This is a genomic window from Gordonia sp. NPDC062954 (assembly GCF_044543825.1).
In the GTDB taxonomy this organism is placed as follows: domain Bacteria; phylum Actinomycetota; class Actinomycetes; order Mycobacteriales; family Mycobacteriaceae; genus Gordonia; species Gordonia tangerina.
Genome location: NZ_JBITWL010000014.1, coordinates 94,598 through 113,324, shown reverse-complemented (window position 1 = coordinate 113,324; position 18,727 = coordinate 94,598). Strand labels below are relative to the sequence as shown.

The 18,727-nt window shown below is 66.6% G+C and carries 20 protein-coding genes; 8 read left to right on the top strand and 12 right to left on the bottom strand.

Features of this window, described 5'->3' with window-relative positions; translation table 11 throughout:
• Window positions 1–3 precede the first annotated feature (3 nt).
• Genes ACIGKQ_RS14905 through ACIGKQ_RS14895 form a run of 3 tightly spaced genes read right to left on the bottom strand, consistent with a single transcriptional unit; the run spans window position 4 to window position 3,172 of the window.
• Window positions 4–837, bottom strand: coding sequence for an ABC transporter permease (locus ACIGKQ_RS14905; RefSeq protein WP_396574265.1), 834 nt, complete (start codon window positions 835–837; stop codon window positions 4–6).
• The gene (locus ACIGKQ_RS14900; RefSeq protein ID WP_396574263.1) at window positions 837–1,829 is read right to left on the bottom strand and encodes an ATP-binding cassette domain-containing protein; all 993 of its coding nucleotides are present in this window, start codon (window positions 1,827–1,829) and stop codon (window positions 837–839) included. The genes ACIGKQ_RS14905 and ACIGKQ_RS14900 overlap by 1 nt, the downstream gene beginning before the upstream one ends.
• A 56-nt stretch (window positions 1,830–1,885) precedes the next feature.
• Window positions 1,886–3,172, bottom strand: coding sequence for a hypothetical protein (locus tag ACIGKQ_RS14895; protein ID WP_396574261.1), 1,287 nt, complete (start codon window positions 3,170–3,172; stop codon window positions 1,886–1,888).
• Between the two features lie 88 nt (window positions 3,173–3,260).
• On the opposite strand from ACIGKQ_RS14895, the gene ACIGKQ_RS14890 reads away from it, so the two are divergent.
• A complete protein-coding gene (locus ACIGKQ_RS14890) occupies window positions 3,261–4,148 on the top strand; it encodes a phosphatase PAP2 family protein (protein ID WP_396574259.1) in 888 nt (295 codons plus the stop codon).
• Here ACIGKQ_RS14890 and ACIGKQ_RS14885 read toward each other — a convergent pair.
• From ACIGKQ_RS14885 to ACIGKQ_RS14870, 4 genes are all read right to left on the bottom strand, one after another.
• On the bottom strand, window positions 4,046–4,411 hold the full coding sequence (locus tag ACIGKQ_RS14885) for a hypothetical protein (RefSeq protein ID WP_396574257.1): 366 nt from the start codon (window positions 4,409–4,411) through the stop codon (window positions 4,046–4,048). The genes ACIGKQ_RS14890 and ACIGKQ_RS14885 overlap by 103 nt on opposite strands.
• Before the next feature lie 288 nt (window positions 4,412–4,699).
• The gene (greA, locus tag ACIGKQ_RS14880; RefSeq protein WP_160903146.1) at window positions 4,700–5,194 is read right to left on the bottom strand and encodes a transcription elongation factor GreA; all 495 of its coding nucleotides are present in this window, start codon (window positions 5,192–5,194) and stop codon (window positions 4,700–4,702) included.
• A 126-nt stretch (window positions 5,195–5,320) separates the two neighbouring features.
• Window positions 5,321–6,076 carry a queuosine precursor transporter gene (locus ACIGKQ_RS14875; RefSeq protein WP_235723653.1) on the bottom strand — a complete coding sequence of 252 codons (756 nt, stop codon included), beginning with the start codon at window positions 6,074–6,076 and terminating at the stop codon, window positions 5,321–5,323.
• Window positions 6,073–6,543: a DUF4307 domain-containing protein gene (locus tag ACIGKQ_RS14870; RefSeq protein ID WP_235723654.1), complete on the bottom strand. Its 471-nt coding sequence runs from the start codon at window positions 6,541–6,543 to the stop codon at window positions 6,073–6,075. Before ACIGKQ_RS14870 ends, ACIGKQ_RS14875 begins: the two co-directional genes overlap by 4 nt.
• Before the next feature lie 48 nt (window positions 6,544–6,591).
• Here ACIGKQ_RS14870 and mca point away from each other — a divergent pair, with 48 nt between their 5' ends.
• From mca to ACIGKQ_RS14845, 5 genes are all read left to right on the top strand, one after another.
• Window positions 6,592–7,494 carry a mycothiol conjugate amidase Mca gene (gene mca, locus ACIGKQ_RS14865; RefSeq protein ID WP_266059623.1) on the top strand — a complete coding sequence of 301 codons (903 nt, stop codon included), beginning with the start codon at window positions 6,592–6,594 and terminating at the stop codon, window positions 7,492–7,494.
• 14 nt (window positions 7,495–7,508) lie between these two features.
• On the top strand, window positions 7,509–7,835 hold the full coding sequence (locus ACIGKQ_RS14860; RefSeq protein ID WP_266059895.1) for a hypothetical protein: 327 nt from the start codon (window positions 7,509–7,511) through the stop codon (window positions 7,833–7,835).
• A complete protein-coding gene (locus ACIGKQ_RS14855) occupies window positions 7,810–9,822 on the top strand; it encodes a thioredoxin domain-containing protein (RefSeq protein WP_235723656.1) in 2,013 nt (670 codons plus the stop codon). Before ACIGKQ_RS14860 ends, ACIGKQ_RS14855 begins: the two co-directional genes overlap by 26 nt.
• Before the next feature lie 7 nt (window positions 9,823–9,829).
• Window positions 9,830–10,333 carry a GNAT family N-acetyltransferase gene (locus ACIGKQ_RS14850; protein ID WP_235723657.1) on the top strand — a complete coding sequence of 168 codons (504 nt, stop codon included), beginning with the start codon at window positions 9,830–9,832 and terminating at the stop codon, window positions 10,331–10,333.
• 64 nt (window positions 10,334–10,397) lie between these two features.
• A complete protein-coding gene (locus ACIGKQ_RS14845; RefSeq protein ID WP_396574253.1) occupies window positions 10,398–11,372 on the top strand; it encodes a hypothetical protein in 975 nt (324 codons plus the stop codon).
• 71 nt (window positions 11,373–11,443) lie between these two features.
• Here the strand turns inward: ACIGKQ_RS14845 and ACIGKQ_RS14840 are convergent, their stop codons facing one another.
• Together ACIGKQ_RS14840 and rocD are read right to left on the bottom strand one after the other, a co-directional pair.
• Window positions 11,444–12,085, bottom strand: coding sequence for a histidine phosphatase family protein (locus ACIGKQ_RS14840; RefSeq protein WP_235723659.1), 642 nt, complete (start codon window positions 12,083–12,085; stop codon window positions 11,444–11,446).
• Window positions 12,082–14,130 carry an ornithine--oxo-acid transaminase gene (gene rocD, locus ACIGKQ_RS14835; protein ID WP_396574251.1) on the bottom strand — a complete coding sequence of 683 codons (2,049 nt, stop codon included), beginning with the start codon at window positions 14,128–14,130 and terminating at the stop codon, window positions 12,082–12,084. Before rocD ends, ACIGKQ_RS14840 begins: the two co-directional genes overlap by 4 nt.
• 97 nt (window positions 14,131–14,227) lie before the next feature.
• On the opposite strand from rocD, the gene ACIGKQ_RS14830 reads away from it, so the two are divergent.
• Complete coding sequence (locus ACIGKQ_RS14830) at window positions 14,228–14,674, top strand: Lrp/AsnC family transcriptional regulator (RefSeq protein ID WP_266059616.1); 447 nt, start codon at window positions 14,228–14,230, stop codon at window positions 14,672–14,674.
• 247 nt (window positions 14,675–14,921) lie between these two features.
• Entirely contained in the window at window positions 14,922–15,995 is a 1,074-nt protein-coding gene (locus ACIGKQ_RS14825) for a 3-deoxy-7-phosphoheptulonate synthase (RefSeq protein ID WP_266059614.1), read from the top strand.
• A 65-nt stretch (window positions 15,996–16,060) separates the two neighbouring features.
• On the opposite strand, the gene ACIGKQ_RS14820 is transcribed toward ACIGKQ_RS14825, so the two are convergent.
• From ACIGKQ_RS14820 to ACIGKQ_RS14810, 3 genes are all read right to left on the bottom strand, one after another.
• Entirely contained in the window at window positions 16,061–16,243 is a 183-nt protein-coding gene (locus tag ACIGKQ_RS14820; protein ID WP_235723662.1) for a hypothetical protein, read from the bottom strand.
• A gap of 82 nt (window positions 16,244–16,325) precedes the next feature.
• A complete protein-coding gene (locus tag ACIGKQ_RS14815) occupies window positions 16,326–17,942 on the bottom strand; it encodes an alkaline phosphatase D family protein (protein WP_396574249.1) in 1,617 nt (538 codons plus the stop codon).
• 103 nt (window positions 17,943–18,045) lie between these two features.
• Window positions 18,046–18,672 (bottom strand): hemolysin III family protein, encoded by a 627-nt coding sequence (locus tag ACIGKQ_RS14810; RefSeq protein ID WP_235723752.1) that lies wholly within the window; start codon window positions 18,670–18,672, stop codon window positions 18,046–18,048.
• Window positions 18,673–18,727: the final 55 nt, after the last annotated feature.

Below are 18,727 nucleotides of genomic sequence, written 5' to 3'. Positions count from 1 at the left end.
CGGTCAGGTGTTGCGCATGTAGGCGCGGACCGCGAGCGGGGCGAACACCAGGGTGATCACCGCCGCACCGAGCAGCGCCCACACCACATGGATGCCCACGTGGCCGTCCGCGGTCAGTTCCCGGACCGCGGTGACCAGGTGGCTGACCGGATTCACCTTCACGAAGCCCTGCAGCCAGCCGGGCATGGTGTCCACCGGCACGAAGGCATTCGACATGAACGTCAACGGAAACATGATGAGCATCGAGATGCCCTGCACCGCAGACGCCTTGCTCATCAGGCAGCCCATCAGGGCGAAGATCCACGAGACGGCGAAGCTGCAGATCATCACCAGAACCGCGGAGGCCACCACACCCCAGAAGTCGGGGCGCCAGCCCATGATGACGCCCATGATGATGGTGAGCACACTGGCGATCAGGTAGCGGATCACGTCGGCACCCAGCGCGCCCGCGAGCGGACTGATACGCGCGATCGGCAACGAGCGGAAGCGGTCGAAGACGCCCTTGTCCATGTCTTCGCGAAGCTGGGTTCCGGTCACGATCGAGGTCATCACCACCGTCTGCACCATGATGCCCGGGATGATGACCGGCAGGTAGGAGGTCACGTCACCGCTGATGGCCCCGCCGAAGATGTAGGTGAACATCAGCGTGAAGATGATGGGCTGGATGGTGACGTCGAAGAGTTGCTCCGGGTTGTGCCGGATCTTGAGCACCCCGCGGTAGGCCATGGACAACGACTGGCGGATCGTCTCGGCCAGTGACACCGATGTTTTCGCCTGCGGCCGAGCGAATGTGGTGGTGATCGCCGGGGATGTCCCGGATTCGATGGTGGTGGTCATCAGGCGAGCTCCTTGCGTTTTGCGGCGGACTCCGCGTCATCGGCGGGTTTGCCGGTGATGGTGAGAAAGACCTCGTCGAGACTGGGCTTCTGCACGGTGATCTCGTCGATGTCGATGCCGCGCTCGCGCAGCGCGATCAGCACATCGGGGACGAGGTCGGATCGGGTCAGGCCCGCCGATATGCGCGCGGCCTCGGGGCTGAGGATGGGCGTCTCGCCGAGCACCGATGCCACGATCTCGCAGGCGGAAGCCGCGTCTGCGCGGTCACTCGGAACGAGTTGCAGAGTGTTGGCGCCCACTGATCGCTTGAGTTCGTCGGCGGTGCCGTCGGCGATCACCACTCCATGGTCGATCACTGCGATGCGGTCTGCGAGCTGGTCGGCTTCGTCGAGGTACTGGGTGGTCAGCAGCACGGTCGACCCCTGGCTGACCAGGTTGCGGATGGTGGACCACATCTGGGCGCGGGTGCGCGGATCTAGTCCGGTGGTCGGCTCGTCGAGGAACAGCAGTGGGGGAGTGTCGATCAGACTTGCCGCGAGATCGAGTCGGCGACGCATGCCTCCGGAGAAGTTCTTCAGTGGCCGATTCGCGGCTTCGGTCAGGGAGAACTCTTCGAGCAGCTCGTCGGCGCGAGCGCGCGCGGCGGGGCGTGCGAAGCCCAGCAGGCGGGCGAAGAGGACGAGATTCTGTGCGGCGGTGAGATCTTCGTCGACCGAAGCGTACTGGCCGGTGACACCGACCAGGGAACGGACGGCGACGGCGTCGTCGACGACGTCGTAGCCGAAGACCTTCGCCGAGCCGGCGTCGGGGCGCAGCAAGGTGGCGAGCATGCTGACCGTGGTCGTCTTGCCGGCCCCGTTGGGCCCGAGCACGCCGTACACCGAGCCGGTGGGTACCGCCAGATCCACTCCGTTGACGGCGCGAGTTGCTCCGAAATGTTTGACCAGTCCGCGGGCGTCGATCGCCAGGCCGGTCGAGGTCGAGGTTGTCATGCCGACGAGAGTGCCCGCCGGCTCTTTCGTGCGACTTGCGTCGGCTTGCACGCCGGTCACGGCATGGTGGCGCCTGCTGTCGTGAGCTGTCGGGAAGCCGCGCTGCGCTGGGCGATGAAGGCCACGCCGAACAACATCATCGGGACCAACAGGTAGCCGAACCGACCCACCGGTGCGAGGAGGAAGAAGCAGGTGAATCCGGCTGCGGCGAAGGTGGCCGCCGAGGAGAACGAGCGCGGCGGACGCCTCAGCACACAGACCGCCAAGATGATCGCGCAGGCCACGAGCAGGATCATGTCGGCGTTGCGTCCGGCGGAGCCGAAGGAGGCCAACAAGACCCCGGGCATGGGGCTGTGTGCCGGTGTCGGGATGGGGCCGCGACCGGTCGGGAATTCGAGGACCTGGGCGATCGTGTCGGACACCGACAGGAAGGCCGGCAGTCCGAACACCGCGGTCGCCGTCGCGAACCATCCGGCGAATCTGAGGGTCACCGCGCGCGGAAAGCGAGTCACCAGCAGGGCGATGACGATCGGCACGCTCAGCAGCGCCACCCATTTGATGGCGACGGCGGCTGCGATGGCGATGGCGCCCATGCGTGGGCGTCGGGTGGCCACCGCAGCCAGCCCGAACAGCAGCAGGCCTGCCAGCGGCAGATCCACTCCGCTCGCACACATCTCCAGTGCGATGGTGGGCGACGCGATCAGCAGCACGGCGACGTGGCTCGCGCTTCGCGAGTCGACCCGGAGAAGGCGGATCGATCCCCAGATGCCCGCGATGGCGATGGCGGCACACCAGATCCTGGGGTCGCCGACGACCTGCCATGCGCTCTGTGGGTCCAGCCCGCTCCGGGTCAACACTGCTGCGGGCAGGCCGAACACGGCCATCACCGGCAGGTAGGGGTTGACGTCGGTCACCGAGGTCGCGTCGTGGACGTACGGGATGCCGTGGGTGAGCAGCAGGTTTCCCGAGCGGGAGACCACGGCGATCTCGTCCTGCATCTGATGATGACCGGTCAACAGTGTGACGAAGGGCACCAGGATGGCTCCGGTGACCGCGGCAACACGCGCCAGTCGTACCCGGGGTACCCGCATCGAGGCGGGCATCATCGAGAGTCCCGCAGCGGTGCCGTAGCCGATTGCGGCCGAATGCGCCCAGGTGATGTGGCTGTCCAGCCCGGAGACCCGGAACAGTATGTAGGCGGTCACCCCGAAGGCGAGATAGGCCAGTGCTTCGGGGCGGTGTCGGGCGGTTCGTCGCAGGAACTCGCCGCATCGGGGCCGGTGACGCCCGTCGGCCACCGATTCGATTGTTTCGGCCCGGTCCGGCCGGATGTCGTCCGCCACGTGAATCCCCCAGGGTTTACTCTGGGGTACCACTTAGTTGTACCTAGCAACAACCGCTGTTGGTCGAACGTTCACCGATGGGGAGGCCATGACCGCAACGGCGCAGGAGGACGTCACCACTGAGCGGTCGGCACCGGCCGGCCTGTGGTTTCGCCTGAATCCGACGCTGACCAGGGTTCGGGGATACCTGTCGCAGCCTCGCTGGTGGCTCGAGATCGCCCTCATCTGGGTGATCTATCAGACGTACTCGTTCGTGCGGAACCTCGGCGGCAAGGATTCCGCGCCTGCCTTCGCCAACGGAACGGCCATCGAGGACCTCGAGAAGCGCCTGTTCATCGGTATCGAGCAGCCGGTGAACCACTGGGTCAACGAGAATCGCTGGATCGCCGATCTCAGTGCGCTGCACTATCACACGCTGCATTGGTGGGTGACCATCGGCGTGGCGGTGTGGCTCTATTGGACCAACCGGCCGGGCTATCGGCGGGCGTCGCTTGTGCTCGCGTTGACCACCCTGATCGCGTTGGCCGGGTTCTATCTCATCCCGACCGCGCCGCCGCGCATGTACGACGGGTACCACGATGTGATGGCGCAGACGGCGACCTGGGGCTGGTGGGAGACATCGGGTTCGCCGGGGCCCGAGTCGATGACCAATCAGTTCGCGGCCATGCCGTCACTGCATTGCGGGTGGGCCATCTGGGCGGGTCTGATGATCGTGCTCTATGCACGACGGCCCTGGGTGCGGGTGCTCGGCGCCGTGTATCCGTTCACCACTTTCTTCGTCGTGGTGGGAACCGCGAACCACTACATCCTCGACATCGTCGCGGTGGCGGCGGTGATCGCGGTGGCGATGGTGATCGTCTACGCGCCCTGGCGTCAGGCGGCCGGCGCCGTACTGCGCAGGCCGGCGCCGGCGGACGCGCCGGCCCCGAACGCCCCGTCGGCCCCATCCATCCCGGCCGGCAGGTCAGAGGCGTAGCGGATCACCGCGCGCACCGGCCCGAGTCGGCGTTCGGTGGTCATGATCGCCCCGGCGAGTTGGTCGGGGTCATCGACGTCGGCGACGAGGGCCACCGTATGTCCGTTGTTGCCGAGCATGAACGGGACGACGGCAGAGTACTGACTGCCGACCACGCCGAAGGGGATGTCGTGGGCGAAGAGGGCTCGAGCGTGGTCGAGGACGGCCGGATCGTCGTCGACGACCACCAGTGCTACATCGGGACTGCGTGTGTTCTTCCTCATGATCCAAGGATGATGCCGCAGGTTGGAGACCAACTCTGCCGTTGCTGTGAGGTGGCTGTGGATGCCTCGGTGGCCTGTGGATGACGTCGCGGCGACGCCGGTGGATGGGGCTAGGTTTCCGGTCCATGGGACGCAACCGGAAATCAACACCGCATGGTTCGAATTCTGGTCCATAACTGGCGGCGCATCGGGGAGGGCGCAGCTCCCGCCGGACACACACCACAGCGGCCGGTGCCGAGACATCGTCTCGACACCGGCCGCCGTGGTATGGACCGGTACTGCGCCCGGTCAGCTGTGGTATGGCTCGGCGCTGAGCAGCGTCACCTTGACGACGGCGCCGCTGGGCACGGTGTACTCGCGTGTCTCGCCGACCTTGGCGTCGATCAGTGCAGCGCCCAGCGGGGAGCTCGGCGAGTAGGTCTCGATGGAGCCGTCCTTGGCGCTCTCCTCGCGGGTGGCGATCAGGAAGGTCTCGGTGTCGCTCTCGTCACCGTCGTAGTAGACCTTGACCACCGAACCCGGCAGCGCGACGCCCGACTGGGTCGGTGCCTCGCCGACCTTGGCGTTGTTCAGCAGTTCCTGGAGCTGGCGGATACGTGCTTCCTGCTGGCCCTGCTCTTCACGGGCCGCGTGGTACCCACCGTTCTCCTTGAGGTCGCCTTCTTCGCGACGCTCGTTGATCTCGGCAGCAATGACCGGTCGGTTGGCGATCAAGGAATCCAGCTCGCCCTTGAGGCGGTCATGCGACTCCTGGGTCAGCCACGTCACCTGTGTGTCGGTCATCGGTTACTCCTTTGTGTTGTCCGCGCCCTCAGCACATTTTTGACCTGGGCATATGGACTGCTCTAAATGCAGCAACACGACCCCTCGCGGAGCCGTGTATTTACCGAGGATACCAGTCGTTGAGAGCTAAAGCACATCCGAAGTTTGCGAACGTGCCTCGTTCAGCGCTTGCTGATAGCTCGGTTCGCGCTTCTTCAACCACCCCACGACGAGATAGGTCAGCGGCATGATGATGATCTCCACCAACGTCTTCCAGACGAATCCGACGATGGTGTAGTTGATGAAATCGCCCCAGGTGGAGATGCCCAGCGCGGTGGCCGCGATCGAACAGAACACCAGCGTGTCGGCGAACTCACCGACCACCGTGGAACCGAGCAGACGTGCCCACAGATGGCGTTCACCTGCCCGTTCCTTCATCTTGACCAGCACGAACGAATTGAGGAATTCCCCGGCGAGATAGCCCGCGAGGCCGGCGAGCAGGAACTGGGGTACCACTCCGGCCACCGTCCGGAACGCTTCCTGCCCCTCGTAGAACTCGGCGGCGGGCAGTTCGATGGTCAACCAGAAGCAGAGTGAGGCGATGGCCAGCACCACGAAGCCGGCCAGGATGGCCCGGCGCATCGCGCGGAAACCGTAGACCTCGCTGATGACGTCGCCGAGCACATACGCCAGTGGGAACAGATAGAACGCGCCGTCGGTGACCAGACCGTCCATCTGGATGGGGCCGAGCGAGACATGCAGCCAGTCGTCGAAGAGAATGACGCCCTTGGTGCCGGTGATGTTGCTGATCAGCATCACGCCGACGAACATCGCCAGCAGGTAGGCGTAGTACGGGCTCGACAGGGTGGCGAACACCGCCCGGTCGCGGAGCTTCTGCGTCACGGTGTCGAATCCGTGAGGTAGGCGGGTACATCCGCGGTGCAACCGAATACCTCGCCGATGACCGGTGGTTTGGAGGTGGTGACCTCGGTTCGCATCCCGACCTGAGTCTGCGTCCCACCCGGGATCAGGATCTCGCGGCGACCGGTCTCGTCACCATCGATCGAGCGACCACGCACCACGCACGCCACGGGACTTCCCGGATCGGCGCGGGTCACCGTGAACTGGACCGCGACCGTGGACTCGTCGATGAGGTCGTATCCGGTGGCCTCACCGGACACGTCGGGCGTGGCGAACCGCGAGTAGCCGAGGATCGCGAGGCCGACGCCGGCGGCCACCACCAGCACCGAGAGTGCGATGAACCAGTTCCGCCGACTCCGTGCCGACTGCGCTGCCGGATAGGTGGCGCGCGGCCCACTACGAGGGGGCTCGGCGTCACCTGTGCCGGTGCCCCCGTCTGAACTGTTCACGCGTCAATACCTACCATGGGAGGAGTAACGATCCGAAGGTGAGGAAGCGTGACCGAATCTCACACAGGTGGACCCCACGCTGGTCTGCGTCTGATGGCGGTGCATGCGCACCCGGACGACGAATCGAGCAAGGGTGCCGCCACGTCCGCCAAGTACGCGGCGGAGGGACATGAGGTGCTCGTCGTCACCCTCACCGGCGGTGAGCGCGGCGACATCTTGAACCCGGCGATGGATCGCCCGGGCATCAAGGAACGGATGAGCGAGGTCCGCCAGGAGGAGATGGCGAACGCGGCAGCCGCGCTCGGCGTGGCACAGACCTGGCTGGGCTTTGTCGATTCCGGCCTGCCCGAGGGTGACCCACTGCCGCCGGTGCCGGCGGGTTCATTCGCCGACATCGACATCGAGGAGCCGATCGAGGCGCTCGTCCGCGCGGTGCGAGAGTTCCGGCCGCACGTGATGATCACCTATGACGAGCACGGCGGCTATCCGCATCCCGATCACATCCGCGATCATGAGGTCTCGGTCGCGGCCTACGAGCGCGCCGGCGATCCCGACGCCTACCCGGATGCCGGAGAACCGTGGACCGTCTCGAAGCTCTACTACACGCACGGTTTCATCAAAGACCGCATGGTCTTGTTCTCCGACGAGTTCGAACGCCACGGCCAAGAGAGCCCGTTCAAAGAATGGCTCGAGCGGTGGGAGCGCGACCCGAGTCGCGGCGACCTGATGGGTCGGGTGACCACGCAGGTGGAGTGCGCCAAGTACTTCCCGCAGCGTGACGATGCCCTACGTGCCCACGCGACCCAGATCGATCCGAACGGGGTGTTCTTCGCCGTTCCGCTGGAATGGCAGCAGCGGCTGTGGCCCACCGAGGAGTTCGAGCTGGCGCGGACGCGGGTGAAGACGTCGATCCCGGAGACCGACCTGTTCGCCGGAATCGAGGAGCCGTGAGCGTCCTGGACCCGATGACGTTGACCGCCGGTGTCCAGTTGCTGGCGGCCCAGGAACCCGAGGGACCCGAGTTCGGCAAGGCCTCGCCGCTCGGATTGTTGGTCATCATCGTTCTGCTGGTGGCCACGGCCTTCCTGATCAGGTCGATGAACACGCAGCTCAAGAAATTGCCCAAGAAGTTCGATGCCGACCACCCGGAACCGGATCAGGCGTTCGACGACGGCACTGACTCCGTGGATCCGGACGAGGGCGCCGGGAGCGAGGGCGCCGGCAGAACCGGGCGTCGGCCGGACACAACAGATGGGGTGCAGGCCGATGAGCGAAGGAAAGCCGACACCTAACCTGCTCGGCAGTTCGACCAGTCCGTACCTGCGCCAGCACGCCGACAACCCGGTCGCCTGGCAGGAGTGGGGCGACGATGCGCTGGCGGAGGCGGCACGACGCGATGTGCCGATCCTGCTGTCGGTCGGTTATGCCGCGTGCCATTGGTGTCACGTGATGGCGCATGAGTCGTTCGAGGACGACGTCATTGCCGCGCAGATGAACTCCGATTTCGTCTGCATCAAGGTCGACCGGGAGGAACGGCCCGACATCGACGCGATCTACATGAACGCGACGGTGGCGATGACCGGCCAAGGCGGCTGGCCGATGACGTGCTTCCTCACGCCGAGCGGTGAGCCGTTCTATTGCGGCACCTACTTCCCGTCGACCGCGCGCGGCGGCATGCCGTCCTTCCCGCAGATAATGAGTGCGGTCAGCGAGGCCTGGGTCCAGCGTCGCGACGAGATCGCCGAGATGGGACGCAAGGTTCGCGATCATCTGCACGCCAACAGTGCCGCCTTACCCGTCGCCGATCTGGATGTCGACGATCGCCTGGTCGACCATGTCGTCGCGACCACGCTCGACGACGAGGATCGCGCGGCCGGTGGATTCGGTGGGGCACCGAAGTTCCCCCCGTCGGCGTTGCTCGAGGGACTGCTGCGCGCTTCGGAACGTGACGGCGATCGCGCCGCTGTGGATGCGGTCGGCCGGACGTGTGCGGCGATGGCGCGCGGCGGTATCTACGATCAACTCGCCGGCGGATTTGCTCGCTATTCGGTCGACAATGACTGGGTGGTGCCGCATTTCGAGAAGATGCTGTACGACAACGCGCAACTCATCCGGGTCTACGCCCACCTCGCGCGTCGGACCGGCGACGTACTCGCGCGGCGGGTCACCGAAGAGACCATCGAGTTCCTCCGTCGCGATCTCGCGGTGGGCGGTGGCTTCGCCTCTTCGCTGGACGCCGATGCCGACGGGGTGGAGGGCTCCACCTACGTGTGGTCCCCGCAGCAGCTCGCCGACGTGCTCGGCGCCGACGACGGACTCTGGGCGGCAGAGGTTTTCGGCGTCACCGAGACGGGAACGTTCGAACACGGGACGTCGACGCTGCGGTTGCCCGATGACGTCGACGATCTCGACCGGCTCGCGTCGGTGCGGGCCCGGCTGTTGGCCGCGCGTGCGCAGCGGCCGCAACCGGCCCGCGACGACAAGGTCGTCACCGCATGGAATGCGATGGCCGTCACGGCGCTCGCCGAGGCGGGGGCCACGTTCGGCCGCGCGGACTGGATCGACCTCGGCGCCTGGTGTGCGCGGGCGCTGCTCGACACCCACCTCGTCGACGGCACCCTGCGGCGCTCCTCTCTCGACGGGCATGTCGGCGCACCGGTGGCGGCTCTCGACGATCACGCGGCGCTCGTCACCGCTCTGCTGACCTTGCATCAGGTCACCGGTCAGACAACCTGGCGTGACGAGGGTTTGGCGGTTCTCGATGCGGCGATCGAACTGTTCGCCGACGTTGCCGAACCGGGTGCCTGGTACGACGCGGCAGGCCATGACCTGGTCGCCCGTCCGCGCGATCCCGTCGATGGTGCGACTCCGGCAGGCGCCTCCCTCATCGCCGAGGCGTTGCTGGCTGCTTCTGCGCTCGCGAAGTTCGGTCCGGCCAGTCGCTATGCCGAACTGCTCGATCAGACACTCGCGCGCTCGACCGTGCTGTTGGCGAAGGTGCCCCGATCGGCAGGGCATTGGCTGGCCACCGCGGTCGCCCGGCTGCATGGTCCGCTGCAGATCGCGGTGGCCCAGTCCGACGACAGTTCCGGCGATCTCGCCGCGGCCGCACGCATCGCCGCGCCGGGTGGGGCCATCGTGGTAGCGGGAAAACGGGATTCGATACCGCTGCTGGATGGCCGTGGTCCGGTCAATGGTGCTGACGCCGCATATGTCTGCCGCGGAACGGTGTGTGACCTCCCGGTCACCGACCGAGATGCCCTGGCCGCCAAGCTCTGACCGCGTCATGGATGAGGCAAGGGTATTCCGGGTACGAACCGCCGAAGCCGATGATGCCCGGGCCGTCGTCGAGTTGTGGGGCGGCGTCGCAGCCGAAGGTCGCTGGATTCTGCGCGAAGCTCCGCTCGACATCGACGCGACGATGGGCGAGTTCCGGCATGCGCTCGCCTCGGAAAGTGCACATCCGGTGGTGGCGGTGACCTCGACCGGCCGAATCATCGGTAGTGCCATCGGCTTCGATCAGCATCCCGCACCGATCACATTCGGAATGCATGTGGCGATCGATCAGCGTCGGCATGGAGTGGGGACCGCGCTGTTGCAGTCAGTGCTGGCCTGGGCAGGCGAACGTGGATCGCACAAGGTGGTGCTGGAGGTGTGGCCGCACAACCATGCGGCGATCGCGCTGTACGAACGACACGGATTCGTCCGGGAAGGTCTGCGTCCCGCGCAGTACCGTCGTCGCAACGGTGAGCTCTGGGATGCGCTCGAGATGGGTTTACATCTGGTGTAGTGCTGTGCGGTGTCGTCCGAGCGGACCATTGTCCGGCCCCGGGAGCGCACAGTATCGTGGCAGGATGTCCCGGGCCGCGCGGCACCATCGGGGTCCCATCAGGGCGACATCTTCGGTGATCTGGGTGCTGGTCGTGCTCGTCTGCGCGGGTTCGATGGGCGCGCAACCTGTCACCGGGAATGCGGCGCCACCGATTCGGATGGTGGCCCTGGGTAATTCGTACATCTCCGGCCAGGGTGCGGATGACTACCGATCGGTGCCGGCCGACACGTCGTCGTACCGATCGGGTACCATCGGCCCGAACAACTACTGTTTCCGGAGCCGTCACGCGGCCGTCGAGATCGTCGCGGATCGGCTGGGAGCGCAGCTGACCAATGCGACATGCGCGGCCGCCGAGCCGCGACACGTCGATCAGATCGCGCAGTTCGACGAGGGACGTCAGATCGACCATCTGGAGCGGGCCGCCGACATCGTCGTGATGCAGGTCATCGGCAATCCGGAGTTTCTGAATGTGGTTGCGTGCGTACAGCTCGGCGAATGTGATGCGCGGACAGTCGAGCGGTCGATGGCCGTCCTCGATGGCGAACAACGGCGGCATGAGCAACGAATCCATCGCGAGGTGAGGGCACGGGCACCGCAGGCGCGGATCTATATTCTCAGCGCCCCGCAGGTGGTGCCGCGGCCGGGACAGGAGTATCACGCTCGGTGCGGTTGGTTCATGTCGGATCGGGAAGTGGTGCTGTTGAACGCATTCATCGACAAGATCGACGAGATCTCACGCACCAATGCGCAACTTTTCGGCGCGACATTCGTCGACCTCGACGGCGCCGACTCGCCGTGGCGCGCGCAGCGGCACGATCTGTGCAGCGCCCAACCATGGGTGTGGGGGCCGCGACTGCATGCGCCCCAGTACGAGCCGGACAGTCTGTCGTTGCGCAACTGGTCGTTGGGCAGCTATCACCCGACAAGGGCGGGACAATCGGCTACCGCCACAGTCCTGTTCGATGCCATCGGTTTACGAGAGCCCACCGGCTCGTGAGCTGACGGTCCGGGTCGAGCTGATGGTGGGGGGCCCGAGCTGAATGTTGGGCCCCACGTGCGACTCAGTGGTCACAACGCGGCGTGGGTGGCGGCCGCACCTTCGGGGCCCACCAGCGTGCACAGCCGGCGATCGCTGCCGAGTTGCATCAACATCGCCGCGCCGGCCGGCCGTAGATCAATGGCCGAGCCCTGCCCGATCGGCCAGCCCAGGAAGCGACAGACGAAGGATCGGGAGAAATGGCCGTGGGAGACGACGACAACGTCGCCGTCGGTGAGACGCTGCTCGACGAGGTCCACGGCCCCGTCGACCCGGCGGGTCATGTCCTGCACCGATTCACCGCGCGGGCCACCGGCGGTCCAGATCGTCCACTCCGGATCGCCGTCGGCGTGGATCTGCGCGCGAGTCAGTCCTTCGTAGTCGCCGTAGTCCCACTCGGCGAACCGGTCGTCGACCTCGTCGACGGTGAGACCGGCCAGTTCGGCGGTCCGCCGTGCCCGGGTGCGCGGGGAGGCGAACACGTAAGGGTCGGTCAACCCGAGCCGGTCGGTGATCCCGGCCAGCGCGCGGGCGTCTTGTTCGCCACGCGCGGTCAGGTCGATGTCGGTGCGACCGGTATGGCGGTCGGTCAGCGACCATTCGGTCTGTCCGTGCCGGATGAGCAGGACGCGGCGGTTGATCTGCGACGATGCGCTGGTGCTGTGGTCGGTCACGAGGACGAGCGTACGGCCTCCGCCAACTGATCCACCGCCCAATCGATTTCCTCGCGGGTGATCACCAGCGGCGGAGCGAGTCGTAGCGTCGACCCGTGGGTGTCCTTGGCCAGCACGCCACGCTCGGCCAGTCGCAGACAGACGTCCTTCCCGCTGCCGAGGGAGGGCTCGACATCGATGCCGGCCCACAACCCCAGTCCGCGCACCGCGACCACACCGCTGCCGACGAGTTCGCCCAGTCGGGCGTGCAGGTGTGCGCCCAGTTCGGCCGCCCGGTGTTGCCAGGTCCCGTCGGCGAGCATGTCGACCACGGTATGGCCCACCGCTGCCGCCAGCGGGTTACCGCCAAAGGTCGATCCGTGCTCGCCAGGGTGCAGCACACCCAGGACGCCGGCGTCGGCGATGACCGCCGACACCGGCAGGATGCCGCCGCCGAGCGCCTTGCCCAGGGTGTAGACGTCGGGTTCGACATTCCAGTGCGCGCAGGCGAAGGTGGTGCCGGTGCGGCCGAGTCCGGACTGGATCTCGTCGGCGATCATCAGCACATTCTGACTGGTGCACAAGTCTCGCACACGCGGTAGATAATCCTCTGGCGGCACGATGATGCCGGCCTCGCCTTGGATCGGTTCGAGGAGCACCGCCACCGTGTTCTGATCGATGGCGGCCGCGACCGCGTCCGCGTCACCGTAGGGGACCTGTACGAAACCTGGTGTGAAGGGACCGAATCCGGTGCGTGCCTCGGGATCGTCGCTGAAGCTGACGATGCTGATGGTTCGGCCGTGGAAGTTGCCGCCGGCAACGATGACCGTGGCGGCACCGTCGGCGACGCCCTTGACGTCGTATCCCCACTTTCTGGCGACCTTGATCGCGGACTCCACGGCCTCGGCGCCGGTGTTCATCGGCAACACCATGTCCTTGCCGCACAGGGTCGCCAGCGCTGCGCAGAACGGCTCGAGTCCCGCAGAGCGGAAAGCGCGGCTGGTGAGGGTGACCCGCCCGATCTGATCGAGAGCGGCCGCGACGATCCGCGGATGGCGATGCCCGAAGTTCACCGCAGAGTAGGCGCCGAGACAATCGAGGTAGCGGCGTCCGTCGACGTCGGTGATCCAGGCGCCCTCGGCGGATGCGGCGGTCACCGGCAATGGCGAATAGTTGTGCGCCACATGTGGTTCACTCGCGGACACCACGTTCACCTCCCTGTCGGAGCCCCTCAATTCTAGGGTGCAGCACTTGACTCCGCCGCCACCTTTGAGCAGTTCGGACATGTCGACGAGCACCGGTTCGAAACCGGTCGTTCGCAGTGCGTGTGCGAGTGCCGGTGCCGCATCGGTCATCACGACTCGGCGACCATCGGAGACGAAGTTCAGACCCAGTGCGAACGCGTCGGCGTCGGCGGCGATGATCGCGGTGGGGAACAGTGCGGCGAGCACCGCTTGCGAGGCAGGCGAGAAGGCGGGCGGGTAATAGGCGATCAGATCGTCATCGAGCACACCGAGTGCGGTGTCGAGGTGATAGAAGCGTGGGTCGACGAGTTCGAGTGTGATGACCGGTATCCCGGTCAGCGTGGCCACCTCGGCGTGGGTGGCGGGGTCGGTGCGGAATCCGGCGCCCGCAAGGATGCGGTCGCCGACCACCAGGAAGTCGCCCTCGCCTTCCTGGACGCCGGTGGTGCGGTGTACCGGTCCGAGGCCGTTGGCGGCGAACCAGTCGGCATAGTGATCACCTTCTGCCGCCCGCTCGTCGAACGCGAAGCGCGCGGCGATCGTCGCACCCGCGACGCTGAGACCGCCGTTGGCCGCGTAGACCATGTCGGGCAGGCCGGGTTGGGGATCGACCCCGAGCACGGTGTGCCCGAGTGACTCGTAGACCTCGCGAAGGTGGCGCCACTGCGAGATTGCGCGGTCGGTGTCCACCGGCACCGTGGGGTCCATCCAGGGGTTGATCGCGTAGTCGACAGTGAAATGGATCGGCGGGGTCATCGCATAGGTGCGCACCCGGGGAAACCGGGTGGTCGCGGACACGGCGGCAGGGCTCGTGATCGTCATGAATCGACGCTAGCCTGGGTCGATGATGCAAACAATCGTCGAATCTTGCTGCTCTATGCAATAGAGTGTGCATCATCTGTCGTGAAACGGAGATGTGTTGCGTGAACTCGATGAGTTGGATGAGAAGGTGCTCGCCTGCCTGACCCGCGACGCCCGGGCCACCTACGCGCAGATCGGTGACGTGGTGGGACTGTCGGCGCCGGCGGTGAAGCGACGGGTGGATCGTCTCGTCGAGGATGGTGTGGTCAAGGGATTCACCATAGTGATCGATCCATATGCGATGCAGTGGACCACCGAGGCGTATGTGCAGGTCTCGTGTCGCGGCAACATCTCGCCGCAGGCGCTCAAGGATGCGTGGGAGCCGATTCCCGAGGTGGTCAGCGCCGCCACCATCACCGGTCAGGCAGACGCGATCCTGCGGGTGCGCGCCCGAGACGTCCGTCATCTCGAGCAGGCGCTCGAGCGGATCCGTAGTGCCGGTCCCGTGGATCATTCCGAGTCGATCATCGTGCTGAGTCAGCTGATCGACCGAGGTCATCCGTGACTGCGATTGGTCGTCATCTGGCGTCGTGCTAGCCTGGTCGCCGTGATGAACACCGCACGCGTCTATTGGCGCTTTATCGAGGCTCCGGGTGGGGCCGCGATGAAGCGCTGAATCGCCGCGCGCGTAACACCCGGAGCCCCGAGCAGCGACCGTCAGGTTGCTGCTTTTGTCATTTCCAGGCCTCCGGTGACGTACGAACAACCAGGGGCCACCCGATACGACCGGGCCTGACCCCGAAAGGCATGACGTGACCACCATCTCGGACTTGACCGCCGCCGAATCCACCTCGGACCGCCGGATCAAGTCGTTCCGCTCCATCCCGTCTCCGGACACCATCCGCACCGAATTGCCGCTGACGTCGCGTCGTGCGCTGACCGTGCAGCGTGACCGCGAGGAGGTCGCCGACATCCTCGCCGGCCGCGACGACCGCCTGCTGGTGGTGGTTGGTCCCTGCTCCGTACACGACCCGATCGCGGCCATCGACTACGCACGGCGACTGGCGCCGTTGGCCGCCGACCACGCGGACCGACTGAAGATCGTCATGCGGGTCTACTTCGAGAAGCCGCGCACCACCGTCGGCTGGAAGGGCCTCATCAACGATCCCGGGATGGACGGTTCGTTCGACGTCGAGCGTGGCCTGCGCACCGCGCGCTCGCTGCTGCTCGACATCATCGACCTCGGTCTGCCCGTCGGGTGTGAGTTCCTCGAGCCGACCAGCCCGCAGTACATCGCCGACGCGGTGGCCTGGGGTGCGATCGGCGCCCGCACAACCGAGTCACAAGTGCACCGGCAGCTGGCCTCGGGCCTGTCGATGCCGATCGGCTTCAAGAACGGCACCGACGGCAACGTGCAGGTGGCCATCGACGGCGTCAAGGCGGCAGCCGCCCAGCACGTCTTCTTCGGTGTCGACGACTTCGGACACGGTGCGGTCGTCGAGACGGCGGGCAACGACGAGTGCCATGTGATCTTGCGTGGTGGCACGACCGGACCCAATCACGATCCCGAGTCGGTCGCGTCTGCGGTCGCCGCGCTGGCGAAGGCCGGTCTGCCCGAACGGATCATGATCGACTGCTCGCATGCGAACTCGGGCAAGGACCACATCCGCCAGGCCGAGGTCGCCGAGGAGATCGCCACCGCCATCCGTGCGACCCGGACGTCGGGCGCACCGGTGACGATCAGCGGTGTGATGTTGGAGAGCTTCCTCGAGCCTGGCGCGCAATCCCCGGACGACGAACAGTTGACCTATGGGCAGTCGGTGACCGACAAGTGCATGGGCTGGGAGGCCAGCGCCGCCGTGCTAGCGACGCTGGCCCGTAGCTGAGCGACCTCGGCAGGTGAGTGCCCCGACTCATGGTGGTCGGGGGAGTCACAGGGTGATCGCAGCCGTCAGCTCGCCCGCGTCCTGTCGGCGCGAGTTGGCTGAGCAGCCCGAACAGCAGACCCGAGTTGCCACACCTCGCGGGTCTCGGTCACCTGGTAGGCGGTCTGCACATCGGCCGGCGCGGTGATCTCGACCTTGTTGGTGACGCCGGCGTCTCGCGCCACGGTCAGCATGCGGTCGAGCTGCACCGCCTGATCGGCGGCGGCCCTTGCGATAGCGGGCGATCCAGAGCGCCAGCCCGCGGGTGTCGGCAGGCAGGACGCCGGGCCGTCAGACGATGTCGACCTCGGGGCGTCCCGTCTCGATGGTGACCACTGCCCGGGTGTGCAGACGCTCGGCCGGGCTGCCGATCGAGTCGGCCACCCGGAATTCGGCGTCCCAACGGTCACGCTGCAGCCGGTTGAGGACATAGCCACGCTGGGCGTTGCCGAAGCGCACGTGGGGTGATGCGGCCTTCAAGGCGCGGTCGGAATCGTGGCTATCGCGGCCATCGGCCCCCGATGCGATCGATGTGCCGGCCAACTCGACACCGATGGTGGGGGATTCGTCGCGATAGCTGGTGCGGAGGTCGGTCACCACGTTGCGGTGGATGTCGCCGACGACGGACACCAGATCGGTCACGCCGCGCTCTCTTGCACCGTCGAGTATACGGGCCCGGCATGCCTCATATCCGCTCCAACCGTCCATGCTGACCGCGCGCCGACCGTCGAGGGTGCGGGCGAGGTCGGCGATCGGTGTCTGATGGGCAAGCACGTTCCAACGGGCCTCGCTGCGTGCGAATCCGTCGAGCAGCCAGCGTTCCTGGATGGGACCCAGGATGGAACGACGCGGGTCGGCAGTGGCGGCGTCCTGCGGGGCGTCGACGTCGCCGTTGACCTGGTCACTGCGATGGCTGCGGGTGTCGAGCACACTGAACTCGGCGAGGGTTCCGAAGCGCAGGCGACGGTGGGCGCGGATGTCGGCGCCGTACGGACGGTGGGCCAGGCGGACCGGTGTGTGTTCCCACCATGCTCGCAGGCCGTGGGCGCGGCGGACGAGGAAGTCGGGGACAGTCATGCCGTCTTCGGGTATGTCCGCCGCCCAGTTGTTGTCGACCTCGTGGTCGTCGAAAGTGGTGACGAATGGGCTGGTCCGATGGATCTGCTGGAGGTGCGGGTCGAGTTTGTAGAGGGCGTATCGATCGCGGTAGTCGTCGAGATCGAGACATTCACGTGCCGCGGATTCGGGCATGGCCGTGGTGTGACGACGACCGCCGCCGCGATTAATGGGTTTCTCGTAGATGTAGTCGCCGAGGTGGAACACCACGTCGGGGGCGTGTGTGGCCATGTCGGCGTAGGCGACGTAGTAGCCGTCGGCCCACGACTGGCAGGAGGCGAGCGCGAAGGTCATCGGTGCGTCCGTACCGGCGGCGTGTGCGGTGACGGTTCGACCGACCGCAGATCGCTCGCCGAGAGCGGCGAATCGATAGAAGTACTCCCGACCCGGCTCCAGCCCCCGGACGTCGACGTGCACGGCGTGGCCGTTCTCCGCGGTGGCCGGAGCGTGTCCGTGGCGCACCGGTCGCGTCATCGCCTCGTCGGCGGCCACTTCCCAGGCCACCTCGATCGGACGGGCGCCCATCCCGCCGCCGCGGGCCAGTGGTCGCGGGGCGAGGCGTGTCCACAGCACGACGCCATCGGGCAGCGGATCGCCAGACGCCACCCCGAGGGCGAACAGGGGGCTGTCTGGTGCCGACGCACCAGTCGACGAGGCGGTGTCACCGAGGATGCCGGGCGTGAATGCGAGAGCGGCGACGGCCCCGCTCCAGCTCAGGAATCGACGGCGGGTCATGCCGATTCGGAGAGTGCGGTCTCCGCAGAGTTCGATGTCCGGCACGCCGCTGGGCATGGCGCCACCCGATCAGGCGCGGCTGGACGGGGTGCGACGGACACCTGGCCGGCGGGTGATGGATCGGTGAAGACGAGTTGGGGAAGGGTCGGCGGCCCGAGGCTCAGGCGGCCAGCACCAGCCAGACGGCGATGTAGTGGAGTGCCGCGGCGACGGCGGTGCAGGCGTGGAACACCTCGTGATGGCCGAATGTGGATGGCCACGGGTTGGGCCAGCGGGCCGCGTAGAGGATGCCGCCGACGGTGTAGAACACGCCACCGGCGGCGAGCAGGATGATCACCGCCCAACCGGCCTCGGTGACCAGGGCGGGTGCGACCACCACGATCACCCAGCCGAGCAGGACATACAGCGACACGCCGAGCCATCGGGGGGCTGCCGGCCACGCGAGTTTGAGCGCGACGCCGGCAACTGCGCCCAGCCACACAATGCCCAGGACCCACCAGCGCACATCTGCGGGCAGTGCCATCGCGCAGAACGGCGTGTAGGTGCCGGCGATGAACAGGAAGATCATCGAGTGGTCGGCGCGTTTCATTCGGACCCTCGCCCGTGGCGTGCGCCAGGGGATGCGGTGATAGCTCGCGCTGACCGCGAACACACCGAAGGTGGTGAGCGCGTAAATCGCACATGTCATGGCGGCGAAGGGGCCGCGCATGATCACGGCGCCGACGACCACGGCGAACCCGGCGCAGATGGCGGCCATAGCCGCGTACTGATGGATCACGCCCCGCATCCGCGGCGGGACGGGTGCCGAGGTCTCATGCGCCAGGAAGGTCACGGAACCTACG

What these genes read in the sequence shown, in the direction of transcription:
- ACIGKQ_RS14905 (WP_396574265.1), bottom strand. Translation starts at nt 837, where the DNA reads ATGACCACCACCATCGAATCCGGGACATCCCCGGCGATCACCACCACA.
- ACIGKQ_RS14900 (WP_396574263.1), bottom strand. Translation starts at nt 1,829, where the DNA reads ATGACAACCTCGACCTCGACCGGCCTGGCGATCGACGCCCGCGGACTG.
- ACIGKQ_RS14890 (WP_396574259.1), top strand. Translation starts at nt 3,261, where the DNA reads ATGACCGCAACGGCGCAGGAGGACGTCACCACTGAGCGGTCGGCACCG.
- ACIGKQ_RS14885 (WP_396574257.1), bottom strand. Translation starts at nt 4,411, where the DNA reads ATGAGGAAGAACACACGCAGTCCCGATGTAGCACTGGTGGTCGTCGAC.
- greA (WP_160903146.1), bottom strand. Translation starts at nt 5,194, where the DNA reads ATGACCGACACACAGGTGACGTGGCTGACCCAGGAGTCGCATGACCGC.
- ACIGKQ_RS14860 (WP_266059895.1), top strand. Translation starts at nt 7,509, where the DNA reads ATGACGTTGACCGCCGGTGTCCAGTTGCTGGCGGCCCAGGAACCCGAG.
- ACIGKQ_RS14855 (WP_235723656.1), top strand. Translation starts at nt 7,810, where the DNA reads ATGAGCGAAGGAAAGCCGACACCTAACCTGCTCGGCAGTTCGACCAGT.
- ACIGKQ_RS14850 (WP_235723657.1), top strand. Translation starts at nt 9,830, where the DNA reads ATGGATGAGGCAAGGGTATTCCGGGTACGAACCGCCGAAGCCGATGAT.
- ACIGKQ_RS14845 (WP_396574253.1), top strand. Translation starts at nt 10,398, where the DNA reads ATGTCCCGGGCCGCGCGGCACCATCGGGGTCCCATCAGGGCGACATCT.
- rocD (WP_396574251.1), bottom strand. Translation starts at nt 14,130, where the DNA reads ATGACGATCACGAGCCCTGCCGCCGTGTCCGCGACCACCCGGTTTCCC.
- ACIGKQ_RS14815 (WP_396574249.1), bottom strand. Translation starts at nt 17,942, where the DNA reads ATGCCCAGCGGCGTGCCGGACATCGAACTCTGCGGAGACCGCACTCTC.
- ACIGKQ_RS14810 (WP_235723752.1), bottom strand. Translation starts at nt 18,672, where the DNA reads ATGCGGGGCGTGATCCATCAGTACGCGGCTATGGCCGCCATCTGCGCC.